Origin of the sequence: Amycolatopsis albispora (genome assembly GCF_003312875.1) — a bacterium.
Classification (GTDB): domain Bacteria; phylum Actinomycetota; class Actinomycetes; order Mycobacteriales; family Pseudonocardiaceae; genus Amycolatopsis; species Amycolatopsis albispora.
Window position 1 is genome coordinate 7,806,161 of sequence record NZ_CP015163.1, and the last position, 17,528, is coordinate 7,823,688.

A 17,528-nucleotide genomic window follows, 5' to 3' on the forward strand; every position below is an offset into this window, starting at 1 on the left:
AGCGAACTGGCAGCCTCGAAGGCTCTCTGACCTGCGGAATCTTGTGCAAGTAAACTTGCACTGGTTGACTAGTCGTCCCAGGCGGACACCGCCGACCACCAAGCAGATAACCGAACACCGCACGAACTCCCGAAGAATCGCACCAAGCCCGGCCCGGAGTCCGCAAGGACGGCGTTCGCCCAGCGAGCGTAGGTGCAGCCCGAGCTTTACCGCCTGTCGTCACGGTGGGGACGCGTAGTACGGAGTTCGGCGCAGGTTTCTCGCCTGCGCAGACGCCCTGACCAGCCGAGTGCACTGGAGTCGCAACACGGGTGCTAGCCCCGTGGTTGCCCAGTCCGCTCGGCTATTTGCTGCTCGAACCATGGAGTAGCAGATGAACGAGGTCAGGTTCTCGCCTGTCCAGATGCCCGAACCCGACTACCGGAGCTTGCTCCGGATCTTGTTCGGAGAGTTCGACCAGCCTGCCGACCCGGCACCCGCCGGCCAGGGTGGGGGCGACGATGAGTGAGCTTCAGCGAGACCGCGAGTGCTCCCGCGAGGGCTGCGACCGCCCCTGCCGAGCCAAAGACCTGTGCGCCACGCACTACACGGCGAGCTACATCAAGCGGCGATACCACGCCGACCCCGAGTTCCGCCGCAAGCGGATCGCGATCATCACCGAGAACAAGCGCCGCCGCCGCGAGCGCCAGCGCCGAGAGCGGGGGCAGCAGTGGTGAAACTCAGTGGCGAGGTCATTCGAGCCATGGAAGAACCGCCTGAGCCCGAAGGTAGCCTCACCGCCTTCGAGATCGCCGAGCGCAATCACGCGGCTGGCTGGCCAGGCCAGATCCCGCTGCCGACCGGTAGGAAGGCGCCCGTTCCGACCGGGGTAACTGGCTACGAAGGGCAGGACTGGCCGCTGGACAAGGTCCGCCGCAAGATGAAGCGGCACGGCTTCGACAACCTCGCGGTCCGGATGCCGCGCGGCGAGCAATTCGACGTGATCGCGATCGACATCGACGACTACGAGCACGGTGGCAAGGTCAAGACCGGCGGCCAGACGATCAAGAAGCTGGAACGCACGCTCGGCACCCTGCCGCTGCAGCGGACCTGGAAAATCACCTCGCGCGGCGACGACGCGATCTCGGGCAAGTACCTGTTCCGCGTCCCCGCCGGAACCAAGCTGGTCACCCGCCTTCCCGATGTCGAGATCATCCAGTGGTTCCACCGCTACGTGATGACCTACCCCTCGACCAACGGGGACGACGGCGGGCGGCCCGTCCGGCTGTGGTCGCCCGGCTCGGATCGGCGGCTGGTCGAGGTGCTGCCTCCACCCAGCAAGCTGCCCAAGCTGCCCGAGGCGTGGGTACAGCACCTGGCCGACGGCGCCGGGTTCCGCGAGTCCCTGCGGGTCAACGGCGAACAAGTCCAGCAGTTCTATGATGGGCTGCCCGCTGGTGAGCCATGCCGGGCGGTCAACGATGCGCTGGAGACCGCGCTCGAAGCGTGCCATGGGGCCTCTCGCCATGATGGGGTCTTGCCCCGGGTGCTGGACTTGCTGCGCCGAGGCGAGCAAGGACATTCCGGTGTGCCCGAGGCGATGGAACGCCTTCGGTACGAGTTCATCACGGCGGTGTCTAACCGGTCGGACGACAGGGTGGCGGAGGACGAGTTCGGCCGAATGGTGCTTGGCCACCAGGGCGTGGGCCAGATCCTGGCCAAGCCGACACCGGAGGAGAAGCGGGGCTGCAAATGCGACCGCCCACCCGAGTCGCTGCCCGGCGAAGACGACGAGCCGTCGTGGATGCCCAAGGACCTGACCGCGATCCTGGACGGCACCCACAAGCCACTCGAACCAACCGTGCTGGCGCGCACCGATGGGCGCTGCATGTTCTACCCGGGCAAAATCCACTGGGTCTCGGGCGAGTCCGAGTCCGGCAAGAGCTGGCTGTGCATCCAGGCTGCGGTCGAGGTCATCCGGGCAGGCGGGCGCGTCATGTACGTGGACTACGAGGACGACGGCCCCGAGACCGTCCGGCGATTCCAGTCGCTCGGCCTGTCCCGCGACCAGATCTTGAACCAGCTCGATTACATCAACCCCGACGCCCGGCCCGACTCGAACGACGAGCGGGCGCAGTGGCAGTTCCTGCTGACCCGGGAAGGCGGGTACGGGCTGGTGGTGATCGACGCGGTGACCGAAGCCCTGTCGATCGAGGGCAAGTCCTCCAACGACAACGACGAGATCGCCTCGTGGGTCCGGCGGGTCCCGCGCACCCTGGCCGAGCACACCGGCGCCGCGGTGGTCTGCATCGACCACGTGACCAAGAACGCGGACACCCGGGGCCGGTTCTCGATCGGCGGCCAGTACAAGATGGCGGGCATCAATGGTGCCGCGTTCATCGTCGAGCCCGTCGACCCCATCGCTCCCGGCAGAGTCGGCCGGATGCGGATCAAGGTCGCCAAAGACCGGGGCGGCCAGGTCCGCAAGCACGCCCGAGGCTGGGACAAGCGTGACCGGCTGCAGATGTTCGCCGACGCGGTCATGGACGCCACCGGCGACCTGATCGACATCACCCTGTTCCCTCCGAAGGAAGACGAGCCGGACCAGTTCGACGAGTCGTATCAGATGCAAGAGAAGGTCGCGGAGTTCCTGCAGGAACACCCAGGCAGCTCCGGAAGGGAAGTCGAGCGCGGAGTGACTGGCAACGCCTCCGCCAAGCGCGAGGCGCTGAAGATAGGCGAAGCGAGAGGCACGTTCGTCAGTCGCAAGTCCGGCACGGCAACCCTTTGGAGCCTGGCCGAGAAACCACCCCCGGAGCCCTCTCCAGGCTAATGCGTCTGAGTGCGTCCCAATGCGTCTCGGACGCATTCCGCGATATGCGTCCCAACGCGTCCCTCCCGAAGGGGGGACGCGGTGGACGCTTCCGCCCCCAGACACACCCATGCGTCCCGCGTCCCGGGACGCATTCCGGCCCAGCACCCGAGCAGAGACGAAAGGCCCCGACATGAACGACCACGACGACCCGGCGGCACAGCTGGCGCAAGCACTGGGGCCACTGATCGGCCAGCGAGTGCCGGGCGGGTGCGAGGACTGCGACGCGTACCGGACCGTGAAGCGAGACGCGCAGCATCGGCGGATGTGGCACGTGACTGTGCATCACGACGACACCTGTCCGCAGTTCCGGCAAATGCGCTAGCGGGAGTGCGCGGCGGAAACGGCGCTAGTTGTCACAAAACCGTTACTGATAAAATGGTCGCATCGCGAGAACCCTCTGTTGTTTGGCTGGGAAAGGTCGGCAATGGAAATTTGTGGAAGCGTGGCATGTGGACGCTTGGTGGTGCGTACGGCGGATGTGATCTGCTCCGCGTGCCTCGCTTCCCTCATTCGTGATCTGCGGGCTGTGGCCCGGTTGTGGGGCGAACTGGGCGAGGCGGTGTGGTCCGGCAGCCGTGGAGGCGGCGGGGCGCGAGTGCATCGGGCCAGCAGCCGCGAAACCCCGCTGCCATTCGACGACCGAGCCAGCGGCCAGCGGGACAACCTCCGGGCCCTGGTCCTGCACTGGGCCGCCGCGGCACAGGCCGAGTTCAGCCACCGGACGCGGAGCGGGGTGGACACGCCATCGTCGGCGCACTGGATGGCTTCGCTGGGCGGTCTGCTGGCAGAGCACCCGCAGGCGGCGCAGATGGTTGCCGAATTCCGGCAGGCAGTGCGAGGCGCCGGCCGGGCGCAGGCGCGAGGTTCGGCGGACCGGGTGTTCCTGGGCCGCTGCCGCGAGGAGACGGCCGACGGCGAGTGCGCCACGGATGTCTTCGGTGTCCGCGGCCTGGACAGCGCGACGTGCCCGGGGTGCGGGCGGGCCTACAGCGTGGACGAGTCACTGATGGGGCGGCGGGCAGCCGCAGCCGCGGTGACCGGGACCGCCGCGCAGCTGCTGGAGGGCTGGCAGGCGTGGAGCCCTAAACCGGTCAGCCGGGCGACCCTGTTCCGGTACCTGGCGCGGCTGCAGCCGGTCAATCCCGGCGCCAAGGTTCGCAAATACCGGGTGCTGGACCTGGCCGAGCTGGTAAGTGCGCCCAAGATTGCGTAGCCGAAATGGCGCATGTTTCAATCTCACCGTGGGGGCTGAACCGTATTCCCTGTTCTAATTTCCCCGCTGGGCTGCGGATCGGGGGTGCTGGATGACTTTCATCCCCCAGTCGATGCCTAATCCTGCCGAGCAAGCCGAGAAGCGCGAGAAGGCTTGGGAGCTGAAGCTTCGCGGACTGTCCGACGCCGCAATCGGCGAGATCATGGGAGTGTCGCGACAGACGATCGCGAACTGGCGCAAGAAGGACCTGAACGAACGGCTCGGAGTACCCGCCGCCGAGTGGCGAGAGCGCCAACTAGTCCAGCTGGAACGCATGTACGTGCAGCTCGCGGACGTGCTGGAGACCTCGCACCCGCTGGTGTCGCACGGCAAGGTGATCCTGAGCGAGGACGGCAAGCCGCTGGAAGACCTGGAGCTGAAGCTGAAGACCCAGGACCGGATCTTGCGCAACATCGAGCGCACGGCCAAGCTGCTCGGGCTGGACGCGCCGGTGAAGGCGGAGATCGAGGACAAGACGCCACCGGTTCCGGCCGAGCTGATCGAGCTGCTGGAGAAAGCCCGCGCCGAAGTGAGCGCGACCGAGGCCAGGCTAGCCAACGACTAGGGCGCCTTCGGGGTTAGGACGCCCTGGTGATCTCGAACCCATTCCTCGCTGTTCCCGTCTCGGAAGAATACGGTCATTCGAACAAGCTCCCGGAGTTCGTCAATGCGATCGAATGCTTCGTCGGACAGCATGCGGCTGTGCATGGTCTCGTTGTACATGCGTGAACCGAGCTCACGTTCTGCCTGGTCTTTAATGACTGCTTCCATTGTTTCATCTGCGTCATTGAATATCTCGGGTTCCGTGGTTGGTCCAAGGTCTCGCGGCTTTGTTTCTCCGGCGCTTTCTTCACATTTGAATACAGCTAAGACGGAGTAGACGGGCAGGGCAGCCGCGTTGTGGTACATGACCCTGAAGGTGCCGTTACGCTGCTTCCCGATCCACACTCCGAACTGAGCGGCCAGGGCCTGTTCTTGATCGCGTTGTAGATGTCTAAGTTGCTCCGCCTGCTGCTGGTTGGTGCGCCAGGCGGCGCGGACAGCAAGGCCAGCGGCGATGAACGCGCCGATCGAGCCGACACCGCCGACCCACTGGCCCCATGCAGCCCACCAGTCCGGCGGTAGGTCCCTCTGCTGTCCGTAGACGACCAGATAGACCGCTCCTCCGAGCGAGAGCACTCCGGGCAGCACGACCCCGAACAGCAGCTTCTTAACGTTCACGGCGCGTACGTCGCGCTGGTGATCACCAGCGTTTCGCCCGCTTCGGGCACGAAGGGGTGACGATCTGGTGAAGGTGTTCTTCTGGGCTGCTGACCGGCAAGGATGCGGCTACTACCGGGGCATCCTCCCAATGACCGAGCTGGCCGACCGCGGACACGCGACCTGGTTCGACACCGCCATGCCGGACGCCGTGCGCGACGGTGAGGCGGACGTGATCGTGGCGCAGCGGACTTGCCTACCCGGCCCCTCGGCGGTGTTCCAGCGCATGGCGCGCGAGAACCACGCACGGATGGTCTACGAGATCGACGATGACCTGTTCGCCGTGGACCCGAGCAACCGGCACGCCCACCAGTTCTTCGGCCTGAACATCTCGGCTCACACCAGGGTCGGGCTGGATGGGAGCTTGGAGCGGACGCCGTACTTCGATGACGGTCTCCGCGCCCGGATGATCGAGAACATCCGGGTCGCGCACATGGTCACCGTGACCACCGAGCCGCTGGCCGATGTCGTTTCTCAATGGAATGACAACGTTGTCGTGCTGCCGAACCAGGTCCCGGCGTGGCTGCTCGACCACGAGCGCCCGACCGCTGGCGACCTGGTGACGGTCGGCTGGCGCGGTGGGGACTCCCACGGCCGGGACTTCGGCGAGCTGGCCAAGCCGCTGCGGGGCTTCCTGCAGCGCCCCGCCAGCCGCGGGCAGGTCGAGTTCCACGCGATGGGCGCGGACTACACCCCGAGGGTGGCCAGCAGGCACGTCCGGACCCGGCACACCGCGTGGACCGCTGGCGTTGCCGACTTCCTGAAGAAGGTGGACTTCGATCTGGCCGTTGTTCCGCTGCGAGACACCCGGTTCAACCAGTCCAAGTCGGATCTGGCCGTGCTGGAGATGGCCGCGCTGGGCATCCCGGCGATCACTTCGGACGCAGGCCCGTACGCCACGGTGCACGGCGGCCCCAACATCCCGTGCTCGACCTCGGCGCAGTGGACGGCCGCGCTCGCCGAGTTGGTCGAGAACCCGGAGTACCGGGTGCAACTGGGCAAGCAGGCCCGGGAGTGGGCGGCCAGCCGAACGATCGAGGGCAACGCCCACCTGTGGGAGGAGGCGTACGAGCAATGATCAACGTGAAGTGCCATGACTACACGGACCACCCGGCCGGGACAGTCCACTCGTTCACCGAGCAGGAAGCGGCCCGGCTGCTCGAAACGGTGTCCTGTGAGGATTTCGAGAACGGACCGCGCTGCGTGAAGGCAGCTCTCGACCAGGAGACCTGGTGCACGTGCCCGCGTGGCGCCAGCGGTCCGACGCGGTCCGAGTTCGACGTGTACGGGACTGGTGATCGGGGATGAGCATCGCCGTCATCATCCCGTGGGGCACTGACCACGGGCAGCGTGAGCGTGTCTGGACGAAGCTCCGCGCCGAGTGGGAGCTGACCGGCCTCGACCTGATCGTGGCCGCCGATCCATTGTTCCGGCGCCCGACGAACGCCGAGTCCGGCATCGACCGGCATCCGTTCAGCGTGGGCCGCGCCATCAACAACGCGGCCAGGCTGGCGCCGCCGGAGTACGACCGGTTCATGTTGTGGGGCGCGGACCAGCTTCCCGACCCGGGCGCGATCGCCTGGACGGCCGAGCTGATGGAGCGCCACGGCCTGGACTGGGCGTTCCCGTACAACTCCAGCGCGATGCTGTCCGGAGAGGACACCGAGCGCTACTTGGCCGGCGAGCCGGTCGAGTGGGTCACCCAGACCACCGGCTGCGTCATGCCGGGCCTGATGCTCATTACCCGCTCCGCCTTCGACAAGGTGGGCGGCTTCGACGAGCGATATCAGGGCTGGGGCTGGGAGGACGTGGACCTGATGAACCGGCTGTGCCGCGATGTGCACCCGTACCGCTCAGAGTTCTACAGCGGGCCGCTGCGGGGACTGTGGCACGACAACGAGGGTCACGCCTTCCGGGACGACACGTCCGAGGCCAATCCCAACACACGGCTGTACTTGGACACGTGGGTCCGCGGACGCTGACGGGCGTTAGGACCGGAGCGCAATAAAGCGCGCCCGCGTTTTTGTGGTGATTACAGGGTCCTCGCGCAGAATAATGCCTTCTCTATCCCGCTCCCACCGTTGCCCCTCGCTATCATAGAACTGGTATTCAAGGGAAGCTGACGAGATGCAGTAGTCGACGATTTGTAGCACTTTTTGATCGCGATTCCCCTTGTTGTCAATGAACTTCGCTTCGGCCTCGCTCTCGGCATAGCTGACGACCCGTTGGAAGTAATCTTCGGAGAACTTTATGAGCTTCTGCGGTTCTGTTGTTGGTCCAAGATCACCAATGTCCCGCCAGTTGCCAAAGTGAAAAGCTTCGTCGCCGTAGTTGACCCAAACGCGGACAGCGACGTTGTAGACGGGTAGCGAGCCTGCGTTGCTGTAGAAGACCGCGAAGTCGTCTAAATCCCGGGTTACCCACATGCCGAAGCTGTAGGCGTGTCGCTCTGCGTCGCGTTGGGTGAGTTGGTCCAGTTGCTTCCTCTGATGTTCGTTAGTTCTCCACGCGGCGGTTGCCGCGATGATGGCGGCGATCAGGGCGATTAGTGCAATGACACCTGACCCGACCGAGGCCCAAAAACTGGCCACCTCGGTCCACTTCGGTTCTTCGGCTGCAAAGTTCACGGCGGGACGTTGGTTCCAATCTGGCCTGCCCAGAGCAGGCCACGCGGCGAGCTACACGACACGCTCTCTGGCGGAGCCGGGGAGAGCCCTCGGTCCAGGCCCGCGCACGGGCAGGACGCGGAGGGCACTGCCACGTAATCAGTTCTTCGGCTTAACCTGGGCGTTCCGCCAATTCGAAGGTGCGTAGATCGCAATCACCTGACGGTCTGCGCCGTAGACGTACAAGTGACCATCCGACACGTTGACGTCAACGCCGTCTTCCCGGTCGTCGGAACCGCTTGGTTTGGAAATCACGACTGCCACTGGACCGTCCCCTTCTGGCTTGAGCCTGCGGAAGAGAGTCGTCGCAGCTGATCAAGGTGTTACGGGTGGTGAGCGATGTTCGATCTTGCCGCCTACCTCGCGAAGTTTGACCCGCGGTTGCTGGCCGAGCCCGAGGGCCGCCGGATCTTGACCCGCCTTGATCCGCTGCTGTTCGCGCTGACCTACTTGCCGCACCACCTGCGCGGGCCGGAGACCGGTAACCAGATCACGTTCTCGGAGTTCCACGTAGAGCTGGCCGAGCACGCGAAGCGGTACGTCCGGCCGATCGGCGGCGAGCCGGGACAGCTCCGAGACGCGTACGTCGCCCCGCGAGGTGTCGGTAAGTCGACCTGGCTGTTCACGATCCTGCCGTTGTGGCTGGCGGCGCACGGGCACCGGTCGTTCCTGGCCGCGTTCGCGAACTCGGCGACGCAGGCGATGGACCACCTGATGACGTTCAAGCGGGAACTGGAGAGCAACCGGCTTCTGCGGCGGGACTTCCCGGAGCTGTGCACGCCTGCGCGGCGCCCGTCCGGGGTGACGGTCTCGGACAGCCAGAGCATGTACATCGCGCGCAGCGACTTCGTGTTCGTCGCGCGCGGCATCGACTCGGCGAACCTCGGGATGAAGATCGGTACCCGGCGGCCGGATCACCTGATCTTGGACGACATCGAAGGCACCGAAGGCAACTACACCGAGACGCAGAAGAAGCACCGGCTCGCGACGCTGCTGTCCGGGATTTTGCCGCTGAACGTGTACGCCTCGGTGACGATGGCGGGCACCGTGGCGATCCCGGGCGCGATCATCGACGACATCGCGGCGAAGCAGCGCGGCGAGGATTATCCGGACTGGGTGGACGACGAGGGGTTCACGCCTCGGTACTACCCGGCGATCGTGACCGACCCGGAGACGGGCGAAGAGCGGTCGCTGTGGCCGGAAAAGTGGACGCTGGCCTACCTGCTCTCGGTGCGGCACACGCGCCAGTTCCAGAGCCAGATGATGAACAACCCGATGGCCGCGGACTCAGCGTTCTGGACCGGTGAGGACTTCACCCACCGGTCCGATCTGCCGATCACGCACCAGCTGCTGACCATCGACCCGGCTGTCACGACCAAGGAGAAGTCCGACTTCACCGCGCTGGCCGTGATCGGTGCGACGGCGAAGGGGTCACGACGCCAATGCGTGGTTCGCGACGCGTGGCAGGTGAAGATCCCGCCCGGCGAGAAGCTGCGCGCCCGCGTGCTGGTGATCCTGGAGCAGTTCCCGGACATCGCCGGTGTGGTGGTGGAGACGAACCAGGGCGGGGATACCTGGCTGGCCATCCTGCACGGCCTGCCGGTGCCGGTACGCACGGTGCACCAGGACGAGCCGAAGGAAGTGCGCGCGGGATCGCTGCTGGCGAAGTACCAGCGCGGCCGGGTAGTCCACGAGAAGCGGATTCCGGTGCTGGAAGCACAGATGGTCCGGTTCCCGCTCGGGCACGACGACCTGGTGGACGCGGTGGGAACTGGCGTGCAGGTGTTCCTCAAGGACGACAAGAAGCCGCAGCGGGCCGCCGGCCGGTCGCGGGACTACGCGTAGGGGGTGACCAGTGTCCGATCTGGACGACGCCCTGAACGCGATGAAGAAGGCCCGGCCCGGGTACGACAAGGCCAAGGCGTACAGCGAGGGCCCGGTGTCGGAGACGTTCGTCAGTCCGAAGCTGCGGCGCCTGCTGCGCGCCAAGGGGAACAGCTTCATCACGCTGCTCGGTGACGTGGTGATCGATGGCGTGGCGGACAAGCTGGAGATCACGGCGATCACCGGCCAGGACGACGCCCAGACTCAGGCGGTCGCTGCGGTGGACGAGGCCAACAACATGGCCCTGACCCGCCCGGAGACCAACCGGCGCGCGCTCCAGTTCGGCGACGCCTACCTGTCGGCCTGGCCTGCGCTGGACGAGGACGGCAACGAAGTCGCCGGGCAGGTCAAGGTCTCGGTGTGGGACCCGCGCACCTGCCGGGTGCTCTACGACCCGGAGAATCCGGGCGTGCCGAAGCTGGCGATCTTCCGGTGGGAGGTGGGTAAGCGGGTCCGCGTGGACCTGGCCTACGCCGACCGCATCGAGCACTACATCTCGAAGTCCGACGGCGGCCGGGCCAGCTCGGCGAACGACTTCGTGCCCTACACCGAGGACGGTCGGGAGGCCGAGGAACCGAACCCGTACGGCGAGGTCCCGGTGTTCCACTTCCATGGCACTGGCCTGCCAGGCGAGTACGGCACGCCGGAGCACCGCCCGTTCTACGGCACGCAGGACAAGCTGATCAAGCTGACCGTTGGGCACATGGCTGGCGTGGACTTCAACTCGGCGCCGCAGCGGGTGGCCCTGCGGGAGCTGGGCAGCAACTCGTCCGAAGCCGCCGAACTCGATGAAGACGACTTCGCGATCTCGCCCGACGGCGAGCGCACCACCACCAAGTCCGGAGAGGACGACCTGTCCACGCTGACCAGCGGGCCCGGCACGCTCTGGGACCTGTCTGGGGTGAAGGACGTCAAGGAGTTCTCGACCGGTGACCCGGCAGCGTTCCTGGACCCGGCGACCCATTACCTGCGCGAAGGTGCGCTGGCGAGCAAGACCCCGCTGCACCTGTTCGACCGCACAGGCCAGATTCCCAGCGGCGAGAGCCTGAAGACGGCGAACGAGCCGCTGGACAAGAAGACCAACAAGCGGCTGCTGTCGCTGGACGGGACGTGGCGGCAGTTCTACCGGTTCGTGCTGAAGCTGCTGGGGCACGAGGACGCCACGGTGTCGATCTCCTGGGCGCCGGTGGAGTCCACCGACGACACGACCAAGCTGGCGCAAGCCGCGCAGCGCCGTGACGTGGGCGTGCCCCCGGCACAGTACCTGCGCGAGCTGGGCTACCGCGGCGAGGACGTGGACGAGTGGCTGAAGACCGGCGAGGGCGACCTCGCTGCCCGGGTGGAGCTGCTGGCACGGCTCGGCGATGCGGTTTCGTCGATGGCCACCGCGGTAGCAGCCGGGGTGCTGGACGAGTCCGTGGTGGCCGCGACCGTGGCGAAGGTGATCGGGGATATCGACGGCGGCAGCGATGACGGCGGCGAATGACCCTCGGCCCACGATCATCCAGGACCACGACGGCGAGGCGCTGTCGCTGGAGGAGGCTGCCGCGATCGCAGCCGCGGGACCCGTCCGCGAAGCGCTGAAAGTCGCGGTGTCGTGGGCGCACGCGGAGTGGGCTCGCCGGTTCCGCCGCCCGAGGGAACTGCAGTCCGGCCCGGCGTTCCAGCAGTTCCTAGGCGAACTGGTTGCGCGGCTGCTGGGAATCCAGATCGACCCGGCTCCGGCGCTGCTGGAGTACGCCGAACTGGGTCGCCTGCTCGGGATCGAGCAGGGCCGCCGGGAGGCGAATGTCCCGCCGGCCACCGGAGTGCCTGGGATCTCGCCGGAAACCCAGCTGGTCGTCGAGCACTCGGTGTCCCGCGTGCGGGAGAAACTGGCGCTCGCCCCGCTCCAGGTCGCCGGGCTGCAGCGGGGCAGTTTGCTGACGATCCACCGCGCACTCGCTCCGGCGCAGCAGGCGGCCAACATCGTCGAGCGGACCGCCCGCACCGTGGTCAACGCCGAGCTGAACGAGGGCCTGGCCGAAGTGATCGACGAGACCGGCGCCCGCGCCTTGTGGGTCGCTGAGCGAGATGCCTGCGTGGCGTGCCTGGCGCTGTCGGGGCACTTCGCGCGTAGCGGGGTGTTCAACTGGCGCCGCACGTTTGGCAAGAAGGCGTACCCGCCGACCGACGCGAGCGGCGACCAGGTCGAGCTGACCGGACCGCCCCGCCATCCGAACTGCCGGTGTCGGCTAACCCCGTGGATCGGGCACGACACGGCTGCCGCGCGGCAGCGCACCCACGACTGGGCTGGTGCCATCGCGGACGCACAAGCGCGGGGCGGCCAGGTGGCGGAGGCAGCAGCCCGCAAGGCCGCAACAGCGGCTGATCAGTCGGCCGCGTACGACTTGCCACGGGCACTGCGCCGGGAGGCGGAGCGCTCGATCCTGAACGGCTACGCGCTGCCCACCGAGTCCGAGGGTGTGCGCGTGCGCGCCGCCGAGAAGCTGCTGACCCAGATCGGCAGCGGCCGTAACGCTCCCAGCCCGAGCGGCTGGAAGGTTCCCGCTTCAGTCAAGAAGCGGGCCGAGCGCGCTCTCAAGCAGGGCACGTTCATCACCGGTCCCGTTCCGACGAACTGGTGATCCGCCCCGAGATGGGGCACAGGTGGCTCCGAGATGGAGCATTTGCATTCGCACGGAGGTAGCCGAGATGGCTGTGAAGATGCTCAACGACCGGTTCCGACGCTTCTCCCGCGACACGGGAGGGGACGGGGGCACCGGAGGTGGCGGAGGCGGTACGAGTCCCGGGACGGCCAACGGAGACGGCAAGGACGGCACCGGGAGCGATAACAAGCCGCCGGAGTGGAAGCCGCCCACGCAGGCCGAGTGGGAGGACCACCAGCGCAAGTTGCGGGAGGCCAACTCCGAGAGCGCGGCGCGGCGCAAGAAGATCGAGGAGCTGACCAGGCAGCAGGAGACCGAGGCGGACAAGAAGGTCCGCGAGGCGGTCGAGGCTGCGCGGGCCGAGTCCAAGCCCGCCGTGATCGCCGCGGTGGCCGAGGCTGCGCTGCTGCGCGCGGATGCCAAGGCTGAGCGGCTGGCCGGGCTGACCAAGCTGCTCGACCACAGCAAGATCGAGCTGGACGGCGGCAAGGTGACCGGCCTGGACGACGAGGTCAAGCGCGTCAAGGCCGAGTACCCCGAGCTGTTCAAATCCTCGCAGGAGGAAAAGCCGAAGCCGGGCAAGATCCCGGCCGGTGGCAAGGCTCCCGCCGAGGAGGCCCGCACGCCCGGCGAGATCATCGCCGCCTCCCGCAACCAGTAGCACCCCGCGCCGAGACGGCGCACCAGCCGCACCCGTGAGGGATGACGGCGTTTCTGTTGTCCCATAACGAAAGGAAGGGAGCAGCGTCATGGCTGCGTCCACGTTCACCGGTGCTGGCTGGATTCCGGTCGGCACCCACCCCGACGTTCTGCAGAAGATCCAGCAGTCCTCGTTCGTCGAGCGCTTCGGCAACAAGGTCCCGATGGCCACTCGCACCAAGCTGGTCCCGCGTTCCGGCGGTGTCGTGCTCGGCCGCGTGGCCAAGGGCGACCCGTTCGGCGAGTCCGGCGACGCCAACGACTCGGTAACCATGTACGTCGACAAGATCGGCGGCGTCGTGCGCATCGACGAGGAGGACGTGGAGGACTCTCTGGCCGATGTGATCGACACCAAGTCGGTCGACGCGGCGGACTCCTACGCCCGCCTGCTCGACAACTCGGCCATCGCCGTCACCGCGGCCAAGGGCACCCACGGCTGGCTGTACGACTCGCTGTACTACGTGCTCACCCAGAACGACACGGTGACCGGGTACACCGCGAACTCGAACATCACCAAATCGGCCACGGCGACCTACGACAACCTGTCGGCGACGCTGGGCAAGGTCGAGCAGGGCGACTTCTTCGACCCGGCCGACACCGTGATCGGTGCCCACCCGGCGTTCGCGCAGACCCTGCGCGGGATCAAGGGCACCGACGGCCGCCCGATCTTCAACGAGTCGACCGCCGGTGTTGCTGGCGGTGGCCAGGGCGGTGGCCTGTCGCTGTTCGGGCACCCGTTCAACTGGTCCATGGGCCTCAAGACCTCGGCGGCCGGGACCTCCGCGCCGATCGGGAACCCGCTGCTGGTGATCGGCAACCGTCGCTACCTGCAGCGCGGCGACCGCTCCGAACTGGAAGTCCAGTTCCAGGGGGCCGACGAGGGCGCAGGGTTCCTCACCGACCAGAACCTGCTGAAGTTCCGAGCGCGTAAGGGCGTGGTTTACGGCGCCCCGGGCGCGTTCGCGATCTTCGAACTGGGCTGATCCGCAACCGAGCGCCCTGCAAAGAGCGGGGCGCTCGGTTCTGGCCGGAAGGGGAGTGCGATGGCGGACACCTGGGCCACCGAAGCCGATGTGCTGGAACTGACCAACACCACCGTGGCCGCCTCGGGCATGGTGCAAGCACAGGCGACGATCGACCTGCACGCGGGCCGGATCTACGCCGACCGGGATCGGATCGGCGCGCGGGACCGGTACTGGCTGAAGCTGGCCACCGCCTACCAAGCCGCGTGGCTGGCCGCGCAGCCGGACGCCTTCGACCGCACCGAGATCACCTCGACGGGCGGCAGCAGCGACGGCGTGGACTTCGCCCCGGAGGCGCTGATCCTCGCCCCGTTCGCGGCCAAGGCGCTCGGTCGCGTGTCCTGGCGGAGGTCGCGGTCGCTGCGGGTTCGCCCGCCCGGCGGTTACGACCACGGCAGCGAGGACGACGAGCGGTTCCCCTGGGTGGAGGTGTAGCCGATGCGCGCGCTCGCGACCTGCCGTGCGTCGCTGTTCCGCGGCTACACCACCGACCCGCACACCGGCGACGAGATGCCCAGCACCGAGCCGGTTGGCACGCCGTTCCCCGCCGCGATCGACGAGCGTGAGTCGCGGGTGTGGGACTCCAGCACGCAGACACCTCGGGTGGTTCGGGTCATCCGCTGCACGGTGCCGTCCACGCTCGAAGTCGAGATCGGCGATCGGCTACGCGACGACACGAACGGCGAGACGTTCACGGTGCAGCTAGTTACCCGACCCCGAGCGCCCGCCGGCCACCGCCCGGAAACGGTGCTGGAGCTACGTCGCGTCGGCTGACGAGCGGGGTGCGTCCCAATGCGTCCCAATGCGTCCCAGGACGCGGTGCGGCATATGCGTCCCGCGTCCCGCGCTTATAGCGGAACGCGTGGACGCACTCCCGCCGGACTCGTTGGTGCGTCCCGGGGACGGGACGCACTCCGGATGCTCTCGGGCTGGCCTCTCAGGAAGGGGGTGCGCCGTGGCGCAGTACGTGCCTAACCCGCACTGGCGCGAGGGCATCGCGGCCGACGTGCGCGAGTGGTTCGGGGACCTGGTGGGCGAGGTCCGCGACGACGCCGTACGTGGTGTGCCCGTCGACACCGGGACCCTGCGGGACTCCGTGTACGCCACGGTCGACGGTGACGTGGGCCGGATCGGCACGGAGCTGAACTACGGGCTCTACGTCGAGGAGGGCCACCGAGTGGCCTACGTCGGGCCGGACGGGGAGACCGTCTACACCGGCGACGTGGTGCCCCCGCAGCCCTGGTTGCGTCCGGCGCTGTACCGGAATCGGGGGTGAGCATGGCCGTTCGCTACGCCACCGCCGAAGCGGTCGCGGTCGCCTGGGCGCTCGCTGCGCCGGACGTCACCGCGGACATGGCGGGGGAGACCCTGCCGCGCAACAACGCCTCCTGGTCGGCCTCCGGGTTCATCACCCCGACCATCGTCGGCGGCGACTCTGGGATGAACTACCGCACCCAGAGCCCGGTGGTCACCTTCCAGTGCTTCGCCAACACGCCGAACTCCGACGTGCCGCCGTGGAATAAGGCGCGCCAGCTCGCCGAGCGGCTGCGGGTGGCCACGTATCGGCGCGTGCCGATCCTGCTTGGCCTGCCCTACTCCGACGAGAAGGCGAAGGTCAACAGCGCGGTGGTGCGCGGCAACCCGCGCAAGACGTTCGGGGACTTCGGCGGCTACGCCGTCTACTCCACCGACATTCAGCTGTTCTGGGCGCCGATCGCCCAGTGACGCAAGGACTTCCGCCCGCGCGCGGAGGGATCAACGAACCGCGAATTCGGGATCGATCGATCCCAGCGCAAAGGAGAGTCACACCATGGCAACGACTTTCGAGCCCGGCAACGTCCTCATGGGACCGTGCGAGGTCTACTACGGCCTCCAGGGCCTGAACACCCTCGAACCCGCCAGCGGCGCGATCAACGAGGCCCCGGCCGCCTCGGCGTGGGATCACATGGGCGGCACCCTCGGCGACGTGACCCTGCTGGTGCAGCCGACGTTCACCCCGCTCACCATCGACCAGATCCCCGACGAGGCCGACCAGCAGATGACCGGCCGGGTCATCTCCCTGGCGATCCCGCTGGCCGAGGTCACGCTGAAGAACCTGGCGCGCGCGTCGATGGGCACCTACTCGGGCACCCCGGAGACCGGCGAGAACTTCAAGCTGACCAGCGGCCCGCAGGCGTTCCGGCAGCCCGCGGTCAAGCTGCTGATGGATGGGTTCGCACCGGACCCGTCCGGCCTGTTCCGGCGGCGTCGGCTGGTGCTGCGCAAGACCAAGAACACCGGCGGGCTGAGCCTGGTGTACGGCAAGGCCACGCAGCAGACCCTGGCGAACGTGTTCAACGTCTTCTACTTCAAGAAGGACATCGAGCCGCTGGAGGCGTGGGACGCCCCGCTCGCGGCCTGATCCCACCGGCTCCCGCCCGGTCACCGGCGCCTGGATCGCCGTGCTGATCGGGCGGGACCCGACTTTCCTATCTAGGAGGAAACCCATGGGCAGCAACAGAAACCGCAACCGCAAGCGGCGCACCGAGGCCGCGCAGCGTCCGCCCGAAGGCAAGACCGTGCGCAAGCTCGGGATCGTCCTCGACCGGCCAGACGCCGAACTGAACTTGGAGCGCGAGCCGCTGTTCACCGCTGGCGGTATCACCTACGACATCCCCGTCACCGCGCCCGCGGGCTGGCAGGCGATATTCGCGCTCGTGGTCAAGGACGAAGGCGTGGACGCTGCCGTGGCCTGGGCGATGAAGCGGATGCTCGGTGAGAAGGGTTTGGCCGCGCTGCGCGACTCGTTGATGTTCGACGAGGACCTGGTGCTCATTTCGGCCGAGGTCATCAAGCGCCTGCGCCCGGGAGTGGCGGCCGACCCAAAAGACCAGCCGTCGAAGCCTGGGCAGCAGTAGTGGCGGAAGTCGGCTGGATGGGCACCTTCTTCCCCGAGATCGCTTCGGACCTGTCTGTGTTCCATCGGCAGCACGATCTGACCGCCTGGGAGGCCGAGCGGTTCGGCGCCCTGGTCGACCGGCTCGCCCACTACGACGGCGCGGTTCGGGCGGCGCGCGCAGTCCAGCAGGCGCCCGCCGGCGCCCCGGTCACCGCTCCGGCGCCAAGACCAGTACCGCAGACCGTCCGGCCGGGCTACGCCTCGCCGGACCCCGAGAACGACCCGATGTTCGGCGCCGCTCCACACCTGGGGCAGAACGTGCCCGTCTTGAAGGTCAACCGGCTGTAGCTCGACTTCCCCGGAGG

Annotated in this window: 21 protein-coding genes; 19 read left to right on the forward strand and 2 right to left on the reverse strand. The window is 67.4% G+C overall.

Annotated elements, in window-relative coordinates; translation table 11 throughout:
• Window positions 1-500: 500 nt before the first annotated feature.
• The 4 genes from A4R43_RS37080 (at window position 501) to A4R43_RS37100 (ending at window position 4,671) form a co-directional block, all read left to right on the forward strand.
• Window positions 501-716 carry a hypothetical protein gene (locus tag A4R43_RS37080; RefSeq protein ID WP_113696347.1) on the forward strand — a complete coding sequence of 72 codons (216 nt, stop codon included), beginning with the start codon at window positions 501-503 and terminating at the stop codon, window positions 714-716.
• Window positions 713-2,812, forward strand: coding sequence for an AAA family ATPase (locus A4R43_RS37085; protein ID WP_162788726.1), 2,100 nt, complete (start codon window positions 713-715; stop codon window positions 2,810-2,812). The genes A4R43_RS37080 and A4R43_RS37085 overlap by 4 nt, the downstream gene beginning before the upstream one ends.
• A 499-nt stretch (window positions 2,813-3,311) precedes the next feature.
• On the forward strand, window positions 3,312-4,067 hold the full coding sequence (locus tag A4R43_RS37095; protein ID WP_162788727.1) for a hypothetical protein: 756 nt from the start codon (window positions 3,312-3,314) through the stop codon (window positions 4,065-4,067).
• Between the two features lie 91 nt (window positions 4,068-4,158).
• Entirely contained in the window at window positions 4,159-4,671 is a 513-nt protein-coding gene (locus tag A4R43_RS37100; protein WP_113696351.1) for a helix-turn-helix domain-containing protein, read from the forward strand.
• Here A4R43_RS37100 and A4R43_RS37105 read toward each other — a convergent pair.
• Entirely contained in the window at window positions 4,668-5,327 is a 660-nt protein-coding gene (locus A4R43_RS37105) for a hypothetical protein (protein WP_113696352.1), read from the reverse strand. The two genes, A4R43_RS37100 and A4R43_RS37105, sit on opposite strands and share 4 nt — an antisense overlap.
• 67 nt (window positions 5,328-5,394) lie before the next feature.
• Between A4R43_RS37105 and A4R43_RS37110 the strand changes: the two genes are divergently transcribed.
• Genes A4R43_RS37110 through A4R43_RS37120 form a run of 3 tightly spaced genes read left to right on the forward strand, consistent with a single transcriptional unit; the run spans window position 5,395 to window position 7,348 of the window.
• Window positions 5,395-6,444, forward strand: coding sequence for a glycosyltransferase (locus tag A4R43_RS37110; protein ID WP_162788728.1), 1,050 nt, complete (start codon window positions 5,395-5,397; stop codon window positions 6,442-6,444).
• A complete protein-coding gene (locus tag A4R43_RS37115) occupies window positions 6,441-6,674 on the forward strand; it encodes a hypothetical protein (protein ID WP_113696354.1) in 234 nt (77 codons plus the stop codon). The genes A4R43_RS37110 and A4R43_RS37115 overlap by 4 nt, the downstream gene beginning before the upstream one ends.
• On the forward strand, window positions 6,671-7,348 hold the full coding sequence (locus A4R43_RS37120; RefSeq protein ID WP_113696355.1) for a galactosyltransferase-related protein: 678 nt from the start codon (window positions 6,671-6,673) through the stop codon (window positions 7,346-7,348). The genes A4R43_RS37115 and A4R43_RS37120 overlap by 4 nt, the downstream gene beginning before the upstream one ends.
• Before the next feature lie 6 nt (window positions 7,349-7,354).
• Here the strand turns inward: A4R43_RS37120 and A4R43_RS37125 are convergent, their stop codons facing one another.
• The gene (locus A4R43_RS37125; protein WP_162788729.1) at window positions 7,355-7,993 is read right to left on the reverse strand and encodes a hypothetical protein; all 639 of its coding nucleotides are present in this window, start codon (window positions 7,991-7,993) and stop codon (window positions 7,355-7,357) included.
• Window positions 7,994-8,371: 378 nt separating this feature from the next.
• Between A4R43_RS37125 and A4R43_RS37130 the strand changes: the two genes are divergently transcribed.
• The 12 genes from A4R43_RS37130 to A4R43_RS37185 all read left to right on the forward strand — a co-directional run bounded on the left by A4R43_RS37130 (window position 8,372) and on the right by A4R43_RS37185 (window position 17,511).
• On the forward strand, window positions 8,372-9,877 hold the full coding sequence (locus A4R43_RS37130) for a hypothetical protein (RefSeq protein WP_113696357.1): 1,506 nt from the start codon (window positions 8,372-8,374) through the stop codon (window positions 9,875-9,877).
• A gap of 10 nt (window positions 9,878-9,887) precedes the next feature.
• Window positions 9,888-11,402: a phage portal protein gene (locus tag A4R43_RS37135; protein WP_113696358.1), complete on the forward strand. Its 1,515-nt coding sequence runs from the start codon at window positions 9,888-9,890 to the stop codon at window positions 11,400-11,402.
• On the forward strand, window positions 11,386-12,543 hold the full coding sequence (locus tag A4R43_RS37140) for a hypothetical protein (protein WP_113696359.1): 1,158 nt from the start codon (window positions 11,386-11,388) through the stop codon (window positions 12,541-12,543). Before A4R43_RS37135 ends, A4R43_RS37140 begins: the two co-directional genes overlap by 17 nt.
• A 67-nt stretch (window positions 12,544-12,610) precedes the next feature.
• Complete coding sequence (locus A4R43_RS37145; protein ID WP_113696360.1) at window positions 12,611-13,225, forward strand: phage scaffolding protein; 615 nt, start codon at window positions 12,611-12,613, stop codon at window positions 13,223-13,225.
• Between the two features lie 88 nt (window positions 13,226-13,313).
• On the forward strand, window positions 13,314-14,246 hold the full coding sequence (locus tag A4R43_RS37150; protein ID WP_113696361.1) for a phage major capsid protein: 933 nt from the start codon (window positions 13,314-13,316) through the stop codon (window positions 14,244-14,246).
• A gap of 60 nt (window positions 14,247-14,306) precedes the next feature.
• Window positions 14,307-14,720 carry a hypothetical protein gene (locus A4R43_RS37155; protein WP_113696362.1) on the forward strand — a complete coding sequence of 138 codons (414 nt, stop codon included), beginning with the start codon at window positions 14,307-14,309 and terminating at the stop codon, window positions 14,718-14,720.
• A gap of 3 nt (window positions 14,721-14,723) precedes the next feature.
• Window positions 14,724-15,059, forward strand: a complete 336-nt coding sequence (locus A4R43_RS37160) for a hypothetical protein (RefSeq protein ID WP_113696363.1) — start codon at window positions 14,724-14,726, stop codon at window positions 15,057-15,059.
• Between the two features lie 181 nt (window positions 15,060-15,240).
• The gene (locus A4R43_RS37165) at window positions 15,241-15,561 is read left to right on the forward strand and encodes an HK97 gp10 family phage protein (protein WP_162788730.1); all 321 of its coding nucleotides are present in this window, start codon (window positions 15,241-15,243) and stop codon (window positions 15,559-15,561) included.
• 2 nt (window positions 15,562-15,563) lie between these two features.
• Complete coding sequence (locus A4R43_RS37170; protein WP_113696365.1) at window positions 15,564-16,010, forward strand: hypothetical protein; 447 nt, start codon at window positions 15,564-15,566, stop codon at window positions 16,008-16,010.
• A gap of 85 nt (window positions 16,011-16,095) precedes the next feature.
• Window positions 16,096-16,686, forward strand: coding sequence for a hypothetical protein (locus A4R43_RS37175; RefSeq protein ID WP_113696366.1), 591 nt, complete (start codon window positions 16,096-16,098; stop codon window positions 16,684-16,686).
• An 85-nt stretch (window positions 16,687-16,771) separates the two neighbouring features.
• The gene (locus tag A4R43_RS37180; RefSeq protein WP_113696367.1) at window positions 16,772-17,182 is read left to right on the forward strand and encodes a hypothetical protein; all 411 of its coding nucleotides are present in this window, start codon (window positions 16,772-16,774) and stop codon (window positions 17,180-17,182) included.
• Between the two features lie 17 nt (window positions 17,183-17,199).
• Complete coding sequence (locus tag A4R43_RS37185; protein ID WP_205215146.1) at window positions 17,200-17,511, forward strand: hypothetical protein; 312 nt, start codon at window positions 17,200-17,202, stop codon at window positions 17,509-17,511.
• Window positions 17,512-17,528 lie beyond the last annotated feature (17 nt).